We start from the raw sequence: 19,106 nt of genomic DNA, 5'->3' as shown, positions 1-19,106 counted from the left end.
ATCGGCACCCGCGCGGCGAGCCGGGTGGCCAGCTCCGGCGACAGCGCCTCCCCACCGAGGCCCAGCATCCGGAATCCGGCGAGCACCTCCGGTGTGGTGTGGGACAGCGCCTCGCACACCGACGGCACCGAAGCAGCGAAGGTCACCGTATGGCGCGAGATGATCTCGGCCAGATGGTCGACCTCGCGATGACCGCCGGGGCGCACCAGCACCACCGCACCGCCACACGCCAACGGCAGCACATGGTCGAGCATCGCCACATCGAACGAGATCGGTGACGCCTGGAGCACACGATCACCGGCGCCGAGCGCGAATTCCACTGTCATGTGGTCGATCACGGCATGATGGGCACGATCGGTCACCGCGACACCCTTGGGCACGCCGGTCGATCCCGAGGTGTGCACCACATAGGACAGATCGTCGGGGCCTCGGGATACGAGGGCCTTCTCCAGGCGGGCGCGCGCTGCCGCGGCCTCGCCGAGGGCATCCTCGTCGGATCGGGAGCGCGTCGCGTTGCCGCGCGCGTCGAGCATATAGGCGGGCGAGATGTCGGCGATCGCGGCCCCGGCCCCGATGCGGGCTTCGACCTCGATCACATGCACAGATTCGGCGATGACCGGGACCGCTCCGGCCGCATCGACGAGAGCGACTGCGGGACGGGCATTGTCGATCATCGTCGCCAGGCGCGCGGCGCCCGTGCTCGGGTCGACCGGCATCACCGCGCCGCCGACGAACCACACCGCCCAGATCGCCACCAGCCGCGCGAGCGGATCCTCGACGGCGATGACCACCAGATCGCCGGGCGCCACCCGGTTCTCCAGAGCGCCGGTGACCGCAGCGATCCGCATCGCCAGCGCCGCATAACTCTCGGCCACGCTCACCACATCTGCCGGCAGCGCCTGCGCGGGCGGGTCGTAGAGCGCCGCCGTGGCGAGCGGACGGTCGGCCAGAGTGCTCAGGAAACGCTGCGGGAGAGACGGTTCGGAGATCGACTGACTCCGCCGTGACGAGCTCCGCTGTGACGAGCCGTCCGGTCCGGTCAGCACCGGACGCCCACGCAGAGATCGACTCGCCAGGATGGCGGCATCGCGCGGGTCGAGGTCGCTCTCGAGCAGCACCGGCAGGTCACTCACCGGCCTGTCGATCATGTCCGGGAGGGCGGCGAGAACCTGGGCGAACCTGCGCGCCATGGCTTCTCCGGTCTCCGCGTCGTAGAGGTCGGCGCGCACGTCGACGATCAGGTCGAGGCCGTCGACATCTGCCGAGCCCGGCGCGGACGCATTCCCGGCATCGGATTCGCCGATCGTGATGACGATGTCGAACTCCGATGTACCCGGGCCCAGGTCGAGCACGTCGGCAGTGGCACCGGGCAGCGACAGCGCGCCCGCACCGGCAAAGTTCTGGAATGCGAGCAGCACCTGAACCAGTGGATGCACACCGGCCTCGCGGGGGGCATCGACCAGATCGACCACATCGTCGAAGGGCAGATCACCGACATCGAAGTGGTCGACATCGACGGTGCGCACCCGCGCGAGATAGTCGCCCACCGGCAGCACCGGATCGACGTGGGTGCGCAGCACCACGGTGTTGACGAACAACCCGACCAACGCGTCCAGCCGAGGATCACCGCGTCCGGACACCGCCGCGCCGACCGCGATGTCGTCGGTACCCGACAGCCGGGCCACGACGGCGGCGATCGCCGCATGGGTGACCATGAACAGGGTGGTGTCGTGCGTCGCCGCGAGCTCACGCAGTCGCGCGATGTCGGTGCCGCCGAGGCGCACCTGTGCGCGGTGCATGCGGCCGTCGCCGGATCCGTGGCGACGGTGATCGGTGGGGAGAACCGGTGCGGTGGGCATCCCGTCGAGCAGTGCCGACCAGCGATCCCGCAGCCACTGCGCGTGGGCGCTCGGCTGTCCCGGCGCGCCGAGGAGCTGCTGGGCCCACACCGCGTGATCGCCGTAATCGATGTCAGGGGTGATGATCTGAGGTGTCTCGCCGGTCACCCGGGCCCGATAGCTGGTCACCAGGTCGGCGGTCAGCGGCGCCAGCGACCAGCCGTCCACGCAGATGTGGTGGGCCGCAATGGCCAACACGTATTCGGTATCGGTGTCGGGATCGGCGCTGTCGTCGCCCGACATCGGGCCGGGTGTCGCGCCGATCTCGTACAGCCGTATGCGCACACCCGGTTCGCGAGTGAGGTCGAAGGGACGCTCCACGAACTCCGACACCGCGGCGAATACGGCGTCGCTGACCGCGACTCCCCCGGATACCTCGAGCACGATCGGATCGAGCTCCCCCACCACGCCGGCCGGGTCCACCACGATCTGCTGCGGATCGCCGGCCACTTCCGCTTCACCGAGACGTCGGCCGTCGATGACCTCCGCATGGCCCGTCGGATAGACGGTGTGCAGCGGGGCATGTCGTGCGACCACGTCGACCAGCGCCGCCCGCAACGCCGTGGGCGATAGTTCGCCGGTGATGCGCAGCACCAACGGGATGGTGTAACCGGTTGCCTCGGGCTGCATCTGGTTGAGGAACCACAGTCGCTGCTGAGCACGGGTCAGCGGAACCCGCACTCCGGGTGTCCGAGCGGTGAGCGCCGGTGCCACCCCATCCGCGCCTGCCCTGTTGGCCCCGGCACCCTCCACCAGAGCTGCCAGACCACGCACCGTCGGCGCATCGAAGATCGAGCGCAGCGTCACGCGCACCCCGAACCGGTCCGACAACCGCGCTGCGAGCTGTGTCGCCGACAGCGAGTTGCCACCGAGAGCGAAGAAGTCGGAATCGGCCATCAGCGAACCTGCACCGGTTAGGTCGGCGATGATCGCAGCGACTGCCTCCTGCGCCTCACCGCGAGGCGGTGTGGAATTCCCGGTCGCCGCCGGCGGTTCGGGCAGTGCGGCGAGATCGACCTTGCCGATCGCCGTCATGGGCAGTTCACCGATCCAGACCAGTCGGGCCGGAGTCATGTAGCGAGGGAGTCGTCCGCGCAACCCCTCGAGTGCACTCGCCTCGTCGAACCCGTTCGCGTCCACACCCGTATCAGCCGAGCCCGATTCGGCCGAGCCCGATTCAGTCGAGCCCGATTCAGCTGAGCCCGTGACCACGTAGCCCACCAGCGTCGGGTTGTCGACGTCGCCGCGTACCGCCACGACGACGGTGTCGGCGCCGGTCACCGCGCGGATCGCGTTCTCGATCTCGCCGACCTCGATACGCATCCCGCGCACCTTCACCTGATGGTCGGAACGGCCGTGGAAGCGCAGTGTGCCCTCGGCGGTGCGCGACACCACGTCACCGGTGCGGTACCGGCGACGCCCGTCGGCGCCGGCGATGAAACGCGTTGCGGTGAGCGAGGTGTGGCCGAGATAGCCACGAGCCAATCCGTCGCCCGACAGATAGAGCTCTCCCCGCACACCGTCGGGTACCGGATGCAGACGGTCGTCGAGCACCTCGGCGACGAACCCGCCGATCGGTCCGCCGATCGTCACGGCATCGCCGCGGCTCAGTGCCTCGGTGCCGGTCGCCCAGATGGTGGTCTCGGTGGGGCCGTATGCGTTGACCAGCGCCACGCGGGTCGCCCAGCCGGCGGCCAGTGCGTCGGTCAGCGCCTCACCGGCGGTGACCAGCACACGCAGCGGGCTCACCGTGTCGGGATCGAGCGTCGCGACGACCGACGGGGTGAGAACCGCGTGGGTCACCCCGCCGGCGGAGATGATCCCGGCGAGCGCCGCGCCCGCGGAGACGTCGCGAGGAGCGATCGCGAGCGTCGCCGCATTCGGCAGCGCCATCATGATCTCGAAGATCGACGCATCGAAGCCGGGATTGGCCACGGCGAGCACCACGCTGTCCGCCTCGAGCGCGAGGCGCTGCCGTTGATCCGCCACCAGATCGGCCAGACCACGCTGCGTCACCACCACACCCTTGGGGCGTCCCGTCGACCCGGAGGTGAAGATGATGTAGGCGGCGTCGTCGGGTGCGGGCACGGTCGCATCGGTGTCGACACACACACCTGTGCGCTCAGCCGAATCGGAACCGATTCTGCCAGCGAGTACGTCGTCGATGGTCACACTGCGGACACCGTCGCCGCCGACAGTCGGATCGTCGGTGATCACCAGGTCGGGATGCGCATCGGCGATCATCGCCCCCCGCCGCAACGGCGGCTGGGCAGGGTCCAGCGATGCGATCGCCGCACCCGCGCGCGCCACGGCGGCCAGTGCGACCAGCCGCGACAGCGAGCGGGCCATGGTCACCGCCACCACATGTCCGGGACCCACACCCGCAGCGGTCAGTGCTCTCGCGCCACGAGTCGCGGCGTCGCGCAGTTCGGCGCCGGTCATCTGCGCCGATACCGCACCGTCGTCGGCGAACTCGCGCACCACGATCCGGTCGGCAGCCGAGCTCAGACCGCCGTCGATGAGTTGCCACATCGTCGCCGGCTCGTCCACCAGTGACGGTGCGTTCAGCGGGGCCGGTTCGGCGGCACCGGTCACCGTCAGGTCTCCCACGGGGGTATCCGGTTGCGCCACTGCGGCATCGAGCAGCGAGAGGAAGGCGGCCAGAATGCGTTGGGCGGTCTGGGCGGTGAACAGATCGGTCGCGTAGGTCAGATCGACGACGTAGCCGGTGGCGCTCCCACGCACATCGTCTCGTCCGTGGGACCGCGCGGTGGATTCCCGGACCGCGGATTCCCGGACCGTGAACTCGAGGTCGACCTTCGCTGCCGTCGGTGCGAGGTCGACGATGTCGACACCGTCGGGTAGCAGCGCTTCGGAGTCGTTGCCGGGCAACAGGTTGAGCGAGATGCCGAACACCGGCGGCCGGTTCTGGTCGCGTTCGCCGGAGTCGGATTCGGCCACGAGTGCGTCGACCACCGACTCGAACGGCACATCCGCGTGGGCGAAGGCATCCAGATCAGCGGTGCGTACCGACGAGAGGAGGTCGGCGAAGCTCGCCGCAGGGTCCACATGCGTGCGCAGGGGCACCGTCGAGACGAACATCCCGACCAGCCCCGACAGTGCCGGGTCGTCCTGCGCGGAGACGGCGGTACCGATCACCACATCGGTGGCACCCGACAGTCGTGCCACGGTCGCCGCCAGTGCCGCGTGCATGACCATGAACGGCGTCGTGGCCGTGCCGGAATCCGCACCCAACGACGTTGCGGCCGTGCGGACATCGGGGGCGATCCGGGCGGAAACGGTGTCGGCGCGCAAGGTCGGGTGGGCCGGGCGCGGGTGGTCGGTGAGCAGTGAATGTTCACGCGGGGCGTCGCGCAGCCCCGCCACCACCTCGGCGACCCCCCGACGAGCCGGCGAGTCCGGGTCGTCGAGATCGCCGAGCGTGGCGCGCTGATGAATCGCGACATCGCCGTACTGCACCGGCAGTGCCGGCAGCCCGGCCGCGACGCCGGAGCGACGCGCGCGGTAGGCGGTGAGCAGGTCGGTGACGAGTACATCGGCACTCGCGGCGTCGGCGGCAATGTGATGGACGGCGAGTACCACCACCGCACCCCCGCTGTGATCCTCGATCACCTGCACGCGCAGTGGCGGCTGCTGGGTGAGATCCCACCCTCGACCGAGGAATTCGGCCGCCTGCTCGACGATGGCCGGTCCGCCGACGCCCTGCTGCTCCGGACCATCGGCGCAGCGGGAGGAGTCATGGAATGCGGTGGTGACCGGCACGGTGATGGCGGATTCCACACGTCCGCGCGGTCCGTCGGCGAAGGCGTGATAGGTGGTGCGCAGCACCTCATGCCGGGCGAGCACGTCGGCGAGAGCCGCAGTCAGCGCATCATGGTCGATCCCCTCCTCGATCCGCACGGCCAGCGGCATCGTGTACGCCGGGGAGTCCGGATCGATCTGCGTGAGGATCCACAGCCGTTGCTGCGACAACGACAACGGTACCCAGTCGGCACCGTCATCACCGCGCACACGGGCACGGGCGGTGACCGGGGCGTGTGACACCGAGTCCAGCGCCGGCCGACCCGGATCGACAGCCGGCGCACGGCGGGCCTCGATTGTCGCTGCCATCTGCGCGGGGGTCGGTGACTCGAATACGTCGCGGACGGCGAACGCCACCCCGAAATGCCTGCGCAGCGCACCGGCGATCTGTCCGGCGGTCAGCGAGTTCGCGCCGGCGTCGAAGACGGAGACGTCCGTGTCGAGCACGCGACCGGAGTTCGCGCCGTCGATGCCGTCGATACCGTGGATGGCAGCCGCCACGATGCCGGCGACCTCACGTTCCAGCGGTGTCGTTGTCGCCGAGTCGGTGTCGGCGCCACCATGGATCGACGTCACCGTCCGAGCGGCCGGCGCCGGTGCCGGCGGCGTGGGCAGTGCCTTGCGGTCGAGTTTGCCCGAGGTGTTCAGCGGGAGCCCCGGTAGCGCGAAGAACGCCTCGGGCACCATGTACCCGGGCAGATTGTCACCGGCGTGTCCGCGCAGTGTCGTCTCGTCGACGGCGGTGGTTCCGCTGGGCACCCAGTAGGCGACCAGTCGGCCGGGCTCGACCACCAGCGCGGCGGCGTCGGACACGCCCGGCGCAGCGCGCAGCACGCGTTCGATCTCGCCGAGTTCGATGCGCTGTCCGCGCAGCTTCACCTGGAAGTCGGTGCGTCCCAGGTAGACCAGTTCGCCGTCGGCGCGCAACCGGACCAGGTCGCCCGTCCGGTACATCCGATCGCCGGGCGCGCCGTAGGGGTCGGCGACGAACCGTCCGGAGGTCAGGTCGGCCCGCCCGAAATAGCCGGGCGACAGTTGGACACCGGCGAGATACAACTCGCCCACCGACCCGGTCGGCACCGGGTGCAGACGCGCGTCGAGCACCCTGATCTGACTGGCGGTCTGCGGCACCCCGATCGGCACCGGATCATGATCCTCGCCCGCGACGCACCGATGGTAGGTGATCGAGACCGCGGCCTCGGTGGGCCCGTACAGGTTGTGCAGGGGTGCGCTCGAGACCGCATCCCACCGCTCGATGAGTTCGGCGGGCAGCGCCTCGCCGATCACGAAAACGTCGCGCAGCGTGGGGGTGAGCACGGTCCCCGATGCCGACACCTCACGCAGGAAGGCCCCGAGGACCGTCGGCACGAATGTCACGACGGTGATGCGGTGGCGCGACAATGCGTCGGCCACATAGTCGGGATCGCGGTGGCCGTCGGCGGTGGCGAGGACGAGTGTCGCCCCGGACTGCAAGGGCCAGAACAACTCCCACACCGACACGTCGAAGGTGGCGGCGATGGTCGCGAGCATCGCATCGTCGGCACTCAGGGCAAAGGTGTCCTGAATCCACAGCAGCTGATTGACAATCGCCTCGTGGCTGATCGTCACACCCTTGGGCGTGCCCGTCGACCCGGAGGTGAAGATGACATACGCCGCCGCGGTGACCGGGATGTCCTCGGTGCGCAGCGCCGAGCCGGTGCGATCGCCGTCGGTGACCACAGCCGGCGACCCGATGACCTCGTCGACATCGACGACCGGCACACCGAAGGCGGCGAATGCGGCCACCGCGGAACCACCCGCGAGGATGGCCGAGGGTCGGGCCGTGGCCACGACATGACCGTTGCGCGTTTCCGGGTGACGCGGATCGACAGGGACGTAGGCCGCACCGACGCTCACCGTCGCATACATCGACACCAGTGAGGCGACCGACCGTCGGGCGTCGACCACCACACGGTCGCCGAGTCCCACACCGTTGTCGCGCAACACCTCGGCCACGACCCGGATCCGAGCGGCCAGTTCGGCGTAGGTCCACCTGGTACCGGTGGCGTCGTCCACGAGCGCCGGTGACTCTGGCTGTGCGGCAACGGAATCGGCGAAGACCGAGACGAGCGTCCGCCCGGCGCCGAGCGGCTGGCCGGTGTCGTTGATCCGATCGGTCAGTGACCGATCGAGGTCGAGGAGGGCGGTGAGCGAATCCACCGGATCATCGGCAGGCGCGGCGGCGAGCTTACGCAGTGTCGCGACGAAGCGACGGCCGATCACCTCGGCGGTACTCGGGTCGAAATGCGCGGCCGCGTACTCGAGGACGACGCGTGCCGCCGATTCCGACCCCGACCCTGATCCCGGTGCCGACCCCTCGTCGGGACGATCGGCGTTGAAGACGGTGAACGACAGCGCGAAGCGGGTGTCGGAGGCGGGCAGTTCGATCTCACTGACGCGCAGACCGGCCAGTTCCGGGGTCGCAGTGGCGAAATCGTTGACCGTCAGCAGGACATCGACGATCGGGTTACGCCCATGCTCGGAGGCGTCGGCCCGCTCGGCCACGGCTGAGACGACCTGTTCGAACGGGATGTCGGCGGCATCGAGTGCGGCGACGTCGGTGTCGCGGACAGCTGTCAGCAGGTCGCCGACGGTGGCATCCGGGTCGATGTCGGTACGCAGCGCCAGGGTGTTGACGAACATGCCGACCAGCCCGGCCAGCGCCGGGTCGGCGCGGCCGGCGACAGGTGTGCCGACGATGATGTCGCGTTCACCGGTCAGTCGCGCGAGTACCACCGCCAGAGCGGCGTGGTAGACGACGAATTCGGTGACCCCGGCTGTGCGCGCACATGCCGAGATCCTCCTGCGCAGAGCCGCGTCGAGAGAGGTCTCCACACGTCCGGCGCGGGAGTCCGACAGGGCTGGGTCAGCGGCGGTGGACTCAGGTGAGTGGTCGTAGGGCAGCGCCAGACTCTCGGGCCTGTCGGCCAGCGTCCGCACCCAGTGGTCGAGTTGTGCGCTCGCGCGATCACTCGGGGCCTGCGCGGTACCGAACACCTCACGCTGCCAGAGCGCGTAGTCGGCATAGGTGACATCTGGGGCAAGATCCGGGGAAACGTCCGCGTGCGGCAGATCCGGTTGTCCCGCAGACGACACCGCTGCGTGGTACGCGGCGAGCAGATCCGCGGTCAACGGCGTCAGCGACTGACCGTCGGCGGCGATGTGGTGGACCACCATCACCAGGACATGCTCATCGATGGCCTGACGCAACAGCCGAAGTCGCACGGGTGGCGCGACGCTCACATCGAATGGGGTGCGTACGGCCTCGTGCAGTGCCGCCTCGAGCGCATCTGCCCCGGCGGTGGTCCGCGGTGTGAGGTCGATGTCGGCGAGGGCATCACCGACGGCCAGGATCTCCTGATAGGGCCCCTCGTCGCCTTCTGGATAGCGCGTGCGCAGGGTTTCGTGCCGGGTGAGTACCGCGGTCAGAGCCGCGCGCAGGGCGTCGAGGTCCAGCGAGCCCTCCAGGCGCAGAGCGTAGGGGATGTTCTCGGCGGTGGAGGTGGGATCGGCCTGTGCGAGCAGCCACATCCGTTGCTGCGCAAGCGACAGCAGGATCGGGTCGGGTCTGTGCGAGTGCGCGACGAGCTCGGGCAGTCGGTCGCGGTCACCTGCGGCCTGATCGGCCGCTGCGTCGATCGCCTCGGCGAGCTGCGCGATCGACGGGGCGTCGAACAGCGTCCGCAGCGCGATCGGTGTGCTGGTGGCCTCCCGAATGCGGGCCACTGCGGTGGCGGCGAGCAGTGAGTTGCCGCCGAGTGCGAAGAAGTCCGAGTCCACGTCGAGGTCGTGTGCGCTCCGTCCGAGGACGTCGGCGACGATCTCGGCGACCGCCGTCTCGGTGGGCGATTGCGCGAGTCGGGCATCGGAGTTCGTGAGCTCGTGTTCGGGCTCGGGCAAGCGCTTGCGGTCGAGTTTTCCACTGGCGTTGACCGGGAACTCGGGCAGCACGGTGATCGACGCGGGCACCATGTAGGCAGGCAGCGTCGAGGTGAGGGTGCGGTGCAGGGCGGCGGTGTCGGCGGCGTCCGTCTCCGCGCTCGTGCACACCACGTAGGCGGCCAGACGTTCGGTCTCGCCGGATCCCACCACCGTCACGGCCGCCTGGGCCACGGCGGGGTCACGCTCGAGAACGGCCTCGATCTCGCCGAGCTCGATGCGCTGTCCGCGCAGCTTCACCTGGAAGTCCCGGCGCCCCTGATAGATCAACGTGCCGTCGGCTCGGCGGCGCACCACGTCTCCGGTGCGGTACATCCGCTCGCCGGGGATGAACGGGTTCGCCACGAACGACCGGGCGGTGATGCCCGGGTTGCCCACATAGCCGCGGGCGAGTTGCGGCCCGTACAGGTACAGCTCACCGCTGCAGCCAACCGGAACCGGGTGCAGACGTTCGTCGAGGACGACGACGCCGACATTCCACTCCGGTGAGCCGATCGGCACCGACGACTCCTCGTCGGACTCGTCGACCTCATACGCGGTGACCGACACGGCAGCCTCGGTGGGGCCGTAGAGGTTGTGCAGCCGCGCGCCGGTGAATGCGATGGTACGACGGGCGGTTTCGGGGCTGAGTGCCTCGCCGATCGCGAGGATGTCACGCAGATCCGCGCAGCCGGCCCGATCGCCGGCCGCGACGAAGGCGGCCAGACCCGAGGGGACGAACACCGCGACGCTGACGTGTTCGCGGGCGAACAGCGCCGAGAGATATTCGGGGTCACGGTGCCCGTCGGCGTCGGCGACCACCAGGGTGGCACCGGACTGCAACGGCCAGAACAACTCCCACACCGACACGTCGAAGGTGGCGGGGATCTTGTGGGCGACGTTGTCGTCTGCGGTCACCGGGTATTCGGCGCGCATCCAGGCGAGCTGATTGGCTATCGCCGCATGCGTGACCCCGACTCCCTTGGGTCGTCCGGTCGAGCCGGAGGTGAACATCGTGTAGGCCAGCGTGTCGCCGGTGATGTCACCGCGTCGGTCTGCCGCCGAGATGTGGTCTTCGATCGGATCGGTGCGCGGGAGTTCGGCGGAGTCCACGCGCAGCACACGGATCGGGTCCCCGTCGACGCGTACATCGTCGAATTCCCCTGCGGCAGTGGCGATCAGCAATGCCGGTCGGACGGTGGACAGAATGTGGTCGAGCCGCTCGGCGGGCAGCGCCGGGTCGATCGGTACATAGCAGGATCCGGCGTGCACGATGGCATGGATCGCGATCACCATGTCCAGGCAGCGTCGCGCCGACACGCCGATCGCCACGTCGGGCCCGGCACCGCCCGCGATCAGTTCGCGTGCGAGCGCCGACACCTGGGAGGTGAACTCGGCGTAGGTCAACCGGGTGTCGCCGGCGACGATCGCGATCGCGTCGGGAGTGGCGGTCGCCGCGGCGATGAGCGGGCCGCACAGGTCGGTGTCGTCGACCTGCTCGATCGGCATCTCGGGCAGTGCGATCGGGGTCGCCGACAGCGGCAGGTCGCCCACCGGGGTCTGCGGGGCAACCGACACTGCGGTGAGTACAGCGTGCAGGGCCTGTGCGATGTCGGTGCCGGTGCGCGCCGAGAACACATCAGTGGCGTAGGTGACGTCGATCTCGAACGGGTCGCCGCCGGGCCCGTCACCGGCCGATGTCGAGGCGATGCGATCGACCGCGGTGATCGACAGGTCGGTCTGCAACACCGGCCAGTCGATGTTTACGCGCGACACCTCGATGTCGCCGAGGTGCACGGTGTCGTCGGTGTCGCCTTCGAGGTTGAGCATCACCTGGTAGATCGGGTGATGGGAACGTTCACGTGCGGGTGCCACGAGTTCGACGATCTGGTCGAACGGTAGGTCGGGGTGATCGAACGCCGCGAGGTCGGCGGCCAGCACTGCCGCGCAGAGCGTGTCGAAATCGTCTGCGGCACGGTAGGCGGTGCGCAGCGCGACGGTGTCGACATACATCCCGACCGCCGAGGACAGCTGTGAGGAGGGACGCCGACTCACCGGTGTACCGACGACGATGTCCTCGGAGGCGCTCATCCGCGCGAGCACGACCACGAGTGCTGCGTGCACGACGGTGAACAGGGTGATTCCCCGCTGCGCGGCGTGTTCGCGCAGCCGTGCGAGGGTGTCGGGGTCCAGTGCGATGCGTGCCGATTCGCCGCGGCCGCTGGGGGTCTGCGGGCGCGGGCGGTCCAGCGGCAGAGGCAGTTCCTCGCCGAGTTCGGCCAGGGCACTCTCCCAGTAGCGCGCACTGCGCGCAGCCGCACTGGTGGGATCGTTGACATCACCGGCATGCTCGGCCTCGGCCAGCGCATAGTCGGCGTACTGCACCGTGTCGTCGGCGAATCGCGGCGCCGACCCCTGCCGCCGGGCCTCGTAGGCCGTCATCAGGTCGGCGGCGAGTGCGGCGAAGGAGCTGCCGTCGGCGGCGATGTGATGGACCACCGCGACGAAGACCACATCACGGCCGGTGTCGGGATCGGTGTTCCCGCCGGTGTCCTCGGACACGACATCGAGGATGGCTGCCCGGAAGGGTTGGTCCTGGGTGAGGTCGAACGGAGCGCGGGCCAGATCCTGTACCCGCCTGTCGATGTCGGCGGGATCGATCGTCTCCACGGGAATGGTCCGGCGGCTCGGCGCGTCGATGGCCTGGACCGGGGCACCGTCGACCATCGGGAATCGGGTGCGCAGCACCTCGTGGCGATCGACCACGTCGTGGATCGCGGCGGTGAGCACCGCCAGATCGACTGCGCCGCGCAGCCGCAGCGCGAACGGCAGATTGTAGGCCGGCGAGTCGGGCTCGTACTGGTTGAGGAACCACAGTCGTTTCTGATTGCCCGACAACGGTATCCGGTCGGGCCGGGTGTTCGGCAGGGTCAGCTGCACCGGCCGAGTGGATTCGTCACGGCCTGACGCGGTGATGAGGGCAGCCAGTTCGGCGACCGTGGGATGTTCGAACAGCTCGCGCAGACTCACCCGCGCCGCATGCGCCTCGGCGAGAATATTCGTCAACCGGGTGGCGCTCAGGGAGTTGCCGCCGAGCGCGAAGAAGCTGTCGTCGCGGCCGATGGTCGTCGGATCTGTTCCGACGACGGTCGCGAAGGCGGTCGCCACCGCCTGTTCGGTCGCACCCTGTGCGGGGTGGAACACCGCTGCGCGGCGTTGCGGTTCGGGAAGTGCGCGGCGATCGAGCTTCTCGTTGGCCGTCAGCGGCAGCGCCGGCAGCGCCATGAACACCTCGGGCACCATGTAGCGCGGTAGGCGTTGCGACACCGCCTCGCGCAGCACGCCCTCATCAGCGGAGTCGTTCGCGGGCACCCAGTAGGCCACGAGCATCTGGGTGGCGGGGTCGTCACCGTGGACCACCACCGCGACGTCGGCGACCTCGTCACACCGTCGCAGCACCGATTCGATCTCGGGGAGTTCGATGCGCAGCCCGCGCAGTTTGACCTGGAAGTCGCTGCGGCCCAGGTATTCCAGCTCGCCGGTGGCTCGCAGCCGGACGAGGTCACCGGTGCGGTACATCCGCATGCCGTACTCGCCGAACGGATCGGCGACGAATCGTTCGGCGGTACGACCGGCGTCGCCGGCATAGCCGCGCGCGAGTGCGATCCCCGACAGGTAGAGCTCACCGACGACTCCCACCGGAACGCGTCGCAGGCTCTCGTCGAGGACGTATGCGACCACGCCGGTCTCGGGCCGACCGATGGCGATCGGGTCGGCCTCACCGGGCAGTGCGTGGTGGTAGGTCGCGCTGACAGTCGCCTCGGTCGGACCGTAGGAGTTGTGCACCTGAGCGCTCGTCTGCCGGTAGAGCGTCTCCACCAGCGCTGCCGGCAGAGCCTCACCGCCGGGGAAGACCAGCCGCATCGACGTGGCGACCTGCTCGCCGGCCTCGGCGACTTCTGCCAGGAAGTTCGACAGCATCGACGGGACGAACTGTGTGACGGTGACCTGTTGCTCGGTCATCAGCCGGTTGAGGTAGCGGGCGTCGCGGTGGCCGTCGGGTCGGGCGACGACCATGCGGGCACCGACCGTGGTGGGCCAGAACAGCTCCCAGATGGAGGCGTCGAAGGTGATCGATGTCTTGAACAGCACGGCGTCGTCGGCGGACAGCGGGTACTCGCCGGCCAGCCAACGCAGCTGATTCCACAGTGCACCGCGGGTGATGACCACACCCTTGGGTTCACCGGTCGAGCCGGAGGTGTAGATCACATAGGCGCAGGCCGCCGGGTCGATGGTGCGACGCTGCGCCGGCAGTGGCGCCTCGGCCGGGCGTCGGCTCGCCTCGTCGGCCAGGTCGGCATAGGTACGCGTGGGTCGGTCGAACTGCGGCGTGTCGGTGTCGGTGATCACCAGCACCGGTTGAGAACGCTCGATGATCCGCCGGGTGCGTGCTGCGGGTGCCTCGATATCCAGCGGCAGGTATCCCGCTCCGGCGAACGTGATCGCATGCAGCGCCACCACGAGATCGACCGAACGCTGCATGTGCACGGCCACCAGGTCGTCGCTGGCGACACCGCGCTCGAGCAGGGTGTGGGCCATCGCGCTCGCACGCTGCACGAGGTCGCGGTAGGTCAGGTCGGTGCCGGTGGCATCGCAGCTGACCGCGACCACGTCCGGATGACGCTCGGCGAACTCGATGAGATCCTCGAAGGGGTTGTGCGGCTGATCAGTTCGGTCCGCGCCACCGGCCCCGATCGCGGCCGCGCCGGACGGGAGGACACCGCCGGAGGCGGAGAACTCATCCGGGAGCGTGAAGTCGATGCTGCGCAGGTCGCGGTCGGGATGGGCGACCAGTTGCGCCAGAACGTGATCCAGCCGCGCGACGATTGCTTCGGCAGTGGACGGGTCGAACAACTCGGCGGCGTAGCGCAGGGTTCCGGTCAGCCGCTGCGCCTGGCGAGTGAGGGTGAACTCGAGATCGAATTCGGTGTGTCCGGAGTCGATCTCGATCACATCGGCACGGGCCGCGTTGAACTCGAGTGCGGTACTGCGCCAATCCCGGTAGAACAGTGCCACCTGGAACAGCGGATTGCGCCCGAGAATGCGCGGTGGGTCGAGTGCGTCGACCACATCCTCGAAGGGGACGCCGGAGTTCTCCAGCGCTCGGGTATCGGTGTCGGCGGCGCGACGCAGCAGATCGGTGAAGGTTGCCGCCGGGTCGACGTCGAGTCGAAGGACCACGGTGTTGATGAACACGCCGACGAGCGGCTCGAGTTCTCGTGCGCCACGGCCCGACACCGCGATCCCGATCGGGATGTCGCGTGCCGACGACATCCCCGACATCACCACTGCGAGTGCGGCATGCACTGCCATGAAGCCGGTGACGCCGGTACGGACGGCGAGTGCATCGAGTGCGCGCACGACCTGCGGATCGATGTCGATGTCGATGTCGATCAACGCACTGGTGCCCGCATCGTCGGCGCTGCGGCGATGATCGCGCGGGAGCGGCAGTTCGTCGTCGAGACCGTCGAGTTCGGCTCGCCAGAACTCGATCTGTCGGCCGAACGGCGATGTGGCGTCGGACAGATCGGCAGCCAGCGACTGCTGCCACCGCGCGTAGTCGGCGTAGGTCAGGGTCAGTGGCGCGAAGTCCGGAGCCTGCCCCTGTGCCCTGCGGGAGTAGGCGGCCATCAGGTCGACCGACAGCGGCGCGATGGACAGTCCGTCGGCGCTGATGTGATGGATCGCCACGGCCACCACGGTGTCACCCGCATCGGTGGTCACCAACGCGCGAATCGGCAGCTCGGTGGTGAGATCGAAACCCCGGGTGGCGAATTGATTCAATCGCTCATCGAGATTCGCTGCACCAGTGCCTGTTTCATCGGTGATCGTCCCACGTATCCTCGCCGGATCGTCAACCACCTGCCCCACTCCGACACCACCGACGTCGGTGAACACGGTCCGCAGCGGGGCGTGACGCATGATGACGTCGACCAGCGCCGCGGTCAGGGCGGCCACGTCGACCTCGCCGTGCAGCCGCAACGCGAACGGGATGTTGTCCAGACCGGAGTCGGGATCGAATCGGTTACGGAACCACAGTCTGCGCTGGGCACTCGACAGCGGTGCCGGCCCCGTCGACGCGACCGCGACGATCGGCGGAAGCGCGTTGGTCGCCGATTCTGCTGCGCCGGCGGCAGCTGTGTCGCCGCCGGACCCGGATGTTTCGCCCTGCCCGGTGATCGCCGCCGCGACACCGGCGACGGTCCGTCCGTCGAGGATGGTGCGGACCGAGACATCCACGCCCAGTTCACGTGTCAGCCGAGTTGCCACCTGGGTGGCCGCGAGAGAGTTGCCGCCGATCGCCAGGAAGTCGTCGGTCGCGCCCACCCTGTCGGCGCCGGTCGCCTCGGCGAAGACCGCTGCCACCGCATGCTGGACATGTCCGCTCGGCTCGACGTAGTCGCCGCTGCGCGACAACGGTTCTGATGGTTCAGGCAGACGTGCGCGGTCGACCTTGCCGGCCACCGCGAGCGGCAGGGCGTCGAGGAAGTCGATGCTGGTGGGCACCATGTGCACCGGCAGCCGCGTGCTCAGGGCGTCAACGATCGCGCGCGCGTCGAGTTCGTACCCCGGCGCCGGAGACACATAGGCCACCAGCCGTTCACCGTGATCGTCACGGTGCACCGCGGCGACGGCCGCGCGTACGCCGACCATCTCGGCGATCGCCGACTCGACCTCACCGAGTTCCACTCGCTGGCCGCGGATCTTCACCTGGGAATCGGCACGTCCCAGGTATTCCAGGCTCAGCTGGGCACCCTCGCCCTGGGCACGCTCACCCGGTGAGGTCGTGTCCAGATCTGTGGTGGTGACATCCGCCATCACGCGCACGCGATCACCGGTGCGATACATCAGCGAACCGTCATCGGCCACCGGGTTCGCGACGAATCGGTTCGCGGTCAAGCCCGGTCGCCGATGGTAGCCTAGCGCGATCGCCGGCCCGATCAGATACAGCTCGCCGGGGACGCCGACGGGTACCGGCGCCAGCCGGTCGTCGAGCACGAGTGCCCCCACACCCTCGATGGGTCGGCCGATACGCACCGGCGACTGCGCGGTCATACGCTCGGCGGTGGCGTAGATGGTGAATTCGGTGGGCCCGTAGATGTTGTAGACAACACGATCGGCGGCCCACGCATGCAGCAGCTCCGGCGAGCTCGCCTCGCCGCCGACGAACAGTGCCCGCAGACTCGGCACGTCGGCGGGGTTCAGCGTCGCCAGTACTGCCGGGGTGAGGAAGGCATGTGTCGCACCGGATGCCGCGATGAACCGACTCAGTGATTCGCCGGCGAACACATCTGGTCCGGTACACGCCAGGCGGGCCCGGGCGCCGAGAGCGAGGAGGATCTCGAGCATGAAGGCGTCGAAGCTCGGCGACGCGACCTGCAGCACCACCGATGTCGGCGACGCGCCGAGTGCTCGACGTTGGTGCTCAGCGACATTCGCCACACCGGCGTGAGATACCAGAGCGCCCTTGGGTAGTCCTGTCGAGCCCGACGTGTAGAGCAGATAGGCGACATCGGAGGGGGTGATCTCAGCGGTGGGGAGATCGGTGGCGGGGATCTCGGCGGATCCGTCATCGCCCCCGAGCTCATCGAGCAGGATCCAGTCGACGCCGTCTACACCGGCACTCGTGGGCACCGATGCGTGTGCCCTGGTCGTCAGTCCCACGCGGGCACCGGAATCGGTGAGGATGTGGGCGATGCGTTCGGGCGGGTAGGTGGTGTCCACGGGTACGAATGCCGCACCCGTGCGCGCGATCGCCCAGACCGCCGCCACGGTGTCGATCGACCGCGGCATCGCGATCGCCACCACATCGCCGGGGCCGACATGGGCGTCGCGGCGCAGTCGCCGGGCCAGTCGGTCGGCCTGCTCGTCGAGTTCGGCATAGGTGCGCCCACCGGTCGCGTCCACGACGGCGATCTCATCGGGCACCTCGCGCACGGCTGCGGCGATGAGCTCCGGAAGTGTCTGCGGCGCTATGGGTGTCGCATCACCGAGCATCGGGACCAGCGCCGCGCGTTCGGCGGCGGTGAGGATGTCGACATCGGCGACGCGCAGCGGCTCGGGGTCGGCGAGGATCTGCTCGACCATGCTCCGCAGCCGCACGAGGTGGCGATCGAGGTCGGTCTCGCTCATGGCCTCCGGGTTGGCCTCGAGTGCGAGCCTGATCTCACCGTCGCCGGCCAACTCCGCGTTGAGTGCGAACTGATGCAGTGGTCCCGAGGTCAGCACCGTGGGACGGCCCACGACCTCGGCGAAGCGCGGCAGGTCGCCGTAGTTCATCACGTTGACCACGGGTCCGTACATGGTGGTGCCGGAATCGCCTCGTGCCGCGGCGATCTCGGTGAACCGCAGACGCTGGTGCCGCAACGCTCCCATGAGTGCCGTACGGGCCGCGCGGGCCAGGGTCACCAGATCGGCTCCGGGGTCGACCACCATGGTCACCGGGACCACATTCGACAGGTCACCGGCGGTGGTCTGCAGTTTCCGCGTGACGCGACCCGACATCGGAACCGTGAGGACGATCTCCCGGCGTGCGGTCACCGCCGACACATAGACCGAGAAGAGTGCGAGATAGAACTCCGAGGCGCCGATCTCCCACTGCGCCAGCTGTTCCCGCATCTTGTCGAGCTGCGGTGCGCTCAGTTCGATGGTGCGCGTGGCGGTACGCACCGACAACGGTGCGCCGGGAGTACCCAGGTGCACGGGGTCGGGCATGGCCGCGGTGAACTCACGCCAGTACTCGCGGTCGGTGTCCGCGCGCGCCGAGTTCGCGTACGCGGCGTCGAGGCGAGCGATCTCGATCGCCCCGGCCGGCGCGATCGGCTCGACGTCACGACCGGCACACAGGTCGGTATAGATCTGCGCGCCGCGCATGATCACCGTGTAGGCGCCGAATCCGTCGGTGATGGCGTGGTGGCTGCGCAGGTAGAGCCGCCAGTGATCATCGGCGATCTGCAGCAACGCCACACGGGTGAGCTCATCGCCGAAGGGGTCGACGCCGGCGCCGTAGTCCCGTCGCATCCAGTCCCCCGCGGCGGCCGCCGGGTCGTCGGCCGACCGCAGGTCGACGACATCGGTTGCGCGGGCTGGTGAGTCGTCGAGGTAGGCGATGACCTCACCACTGCCGTTGCGACGCAGACGCAGCGACAGCGAGTCGAACTCGCTCATGGCCTGGGTGATCGCCGCCGACAGCAGGTCGGGATCGATCGCACCGGGCAGGTCGATGAACTGCGCGACAGCGACCGGGATGTCGGGATTGTGTTCGGCTAGTATCTCGTGTCGTTAGTTAGTTAATGGTTGGGGGTTTGAGATACTCGGCTATGGCGAATTCTCCGGCTCCCGCTCTGGGCCTGCGTGATGGCGATGCTG

At 68.9% G+C, this 19,106-nt stretch carries 1 protein-coding gene (running past one end of the window); it reads right to left on the bottom strand.

The features are described 5' to 3' along the window. A protein-coding gene (locus IEW22_RS14715; protein WP_268235486.1) for a non-ribosomal peptide synthase/polyketide synthase crosses the window boundary here: on the bottom strand, window positions 1–18,956 show its 5' portion. 11,728 nt of this gene lie to the left of the window's left edge; only the first 18,956 of its 30,684 coding nucleotides appear in the window; its start codon is at window positions 18,954–18,956; its stop codon lies off the left edge, out of view. Window positions 18,957–19,106: the final 150 nt, after the last annotated feature.

Origin of the sequence: Gordonia jinhuaensis (genome assembly GCF_014639795.1) — a bacterium.
GTDB lineage: Bacteria > Actinomycetota > Actinomycetes > Mycobacteriales > Mycobacteriaceae > Gordonia_B > Gordonia_B jinhuaensis.
The sequence above is the reverse complement of the archived record's forward strand: the minus strand, read 5'-3'. Positions and strand labels throughout refer to the sequence as shown.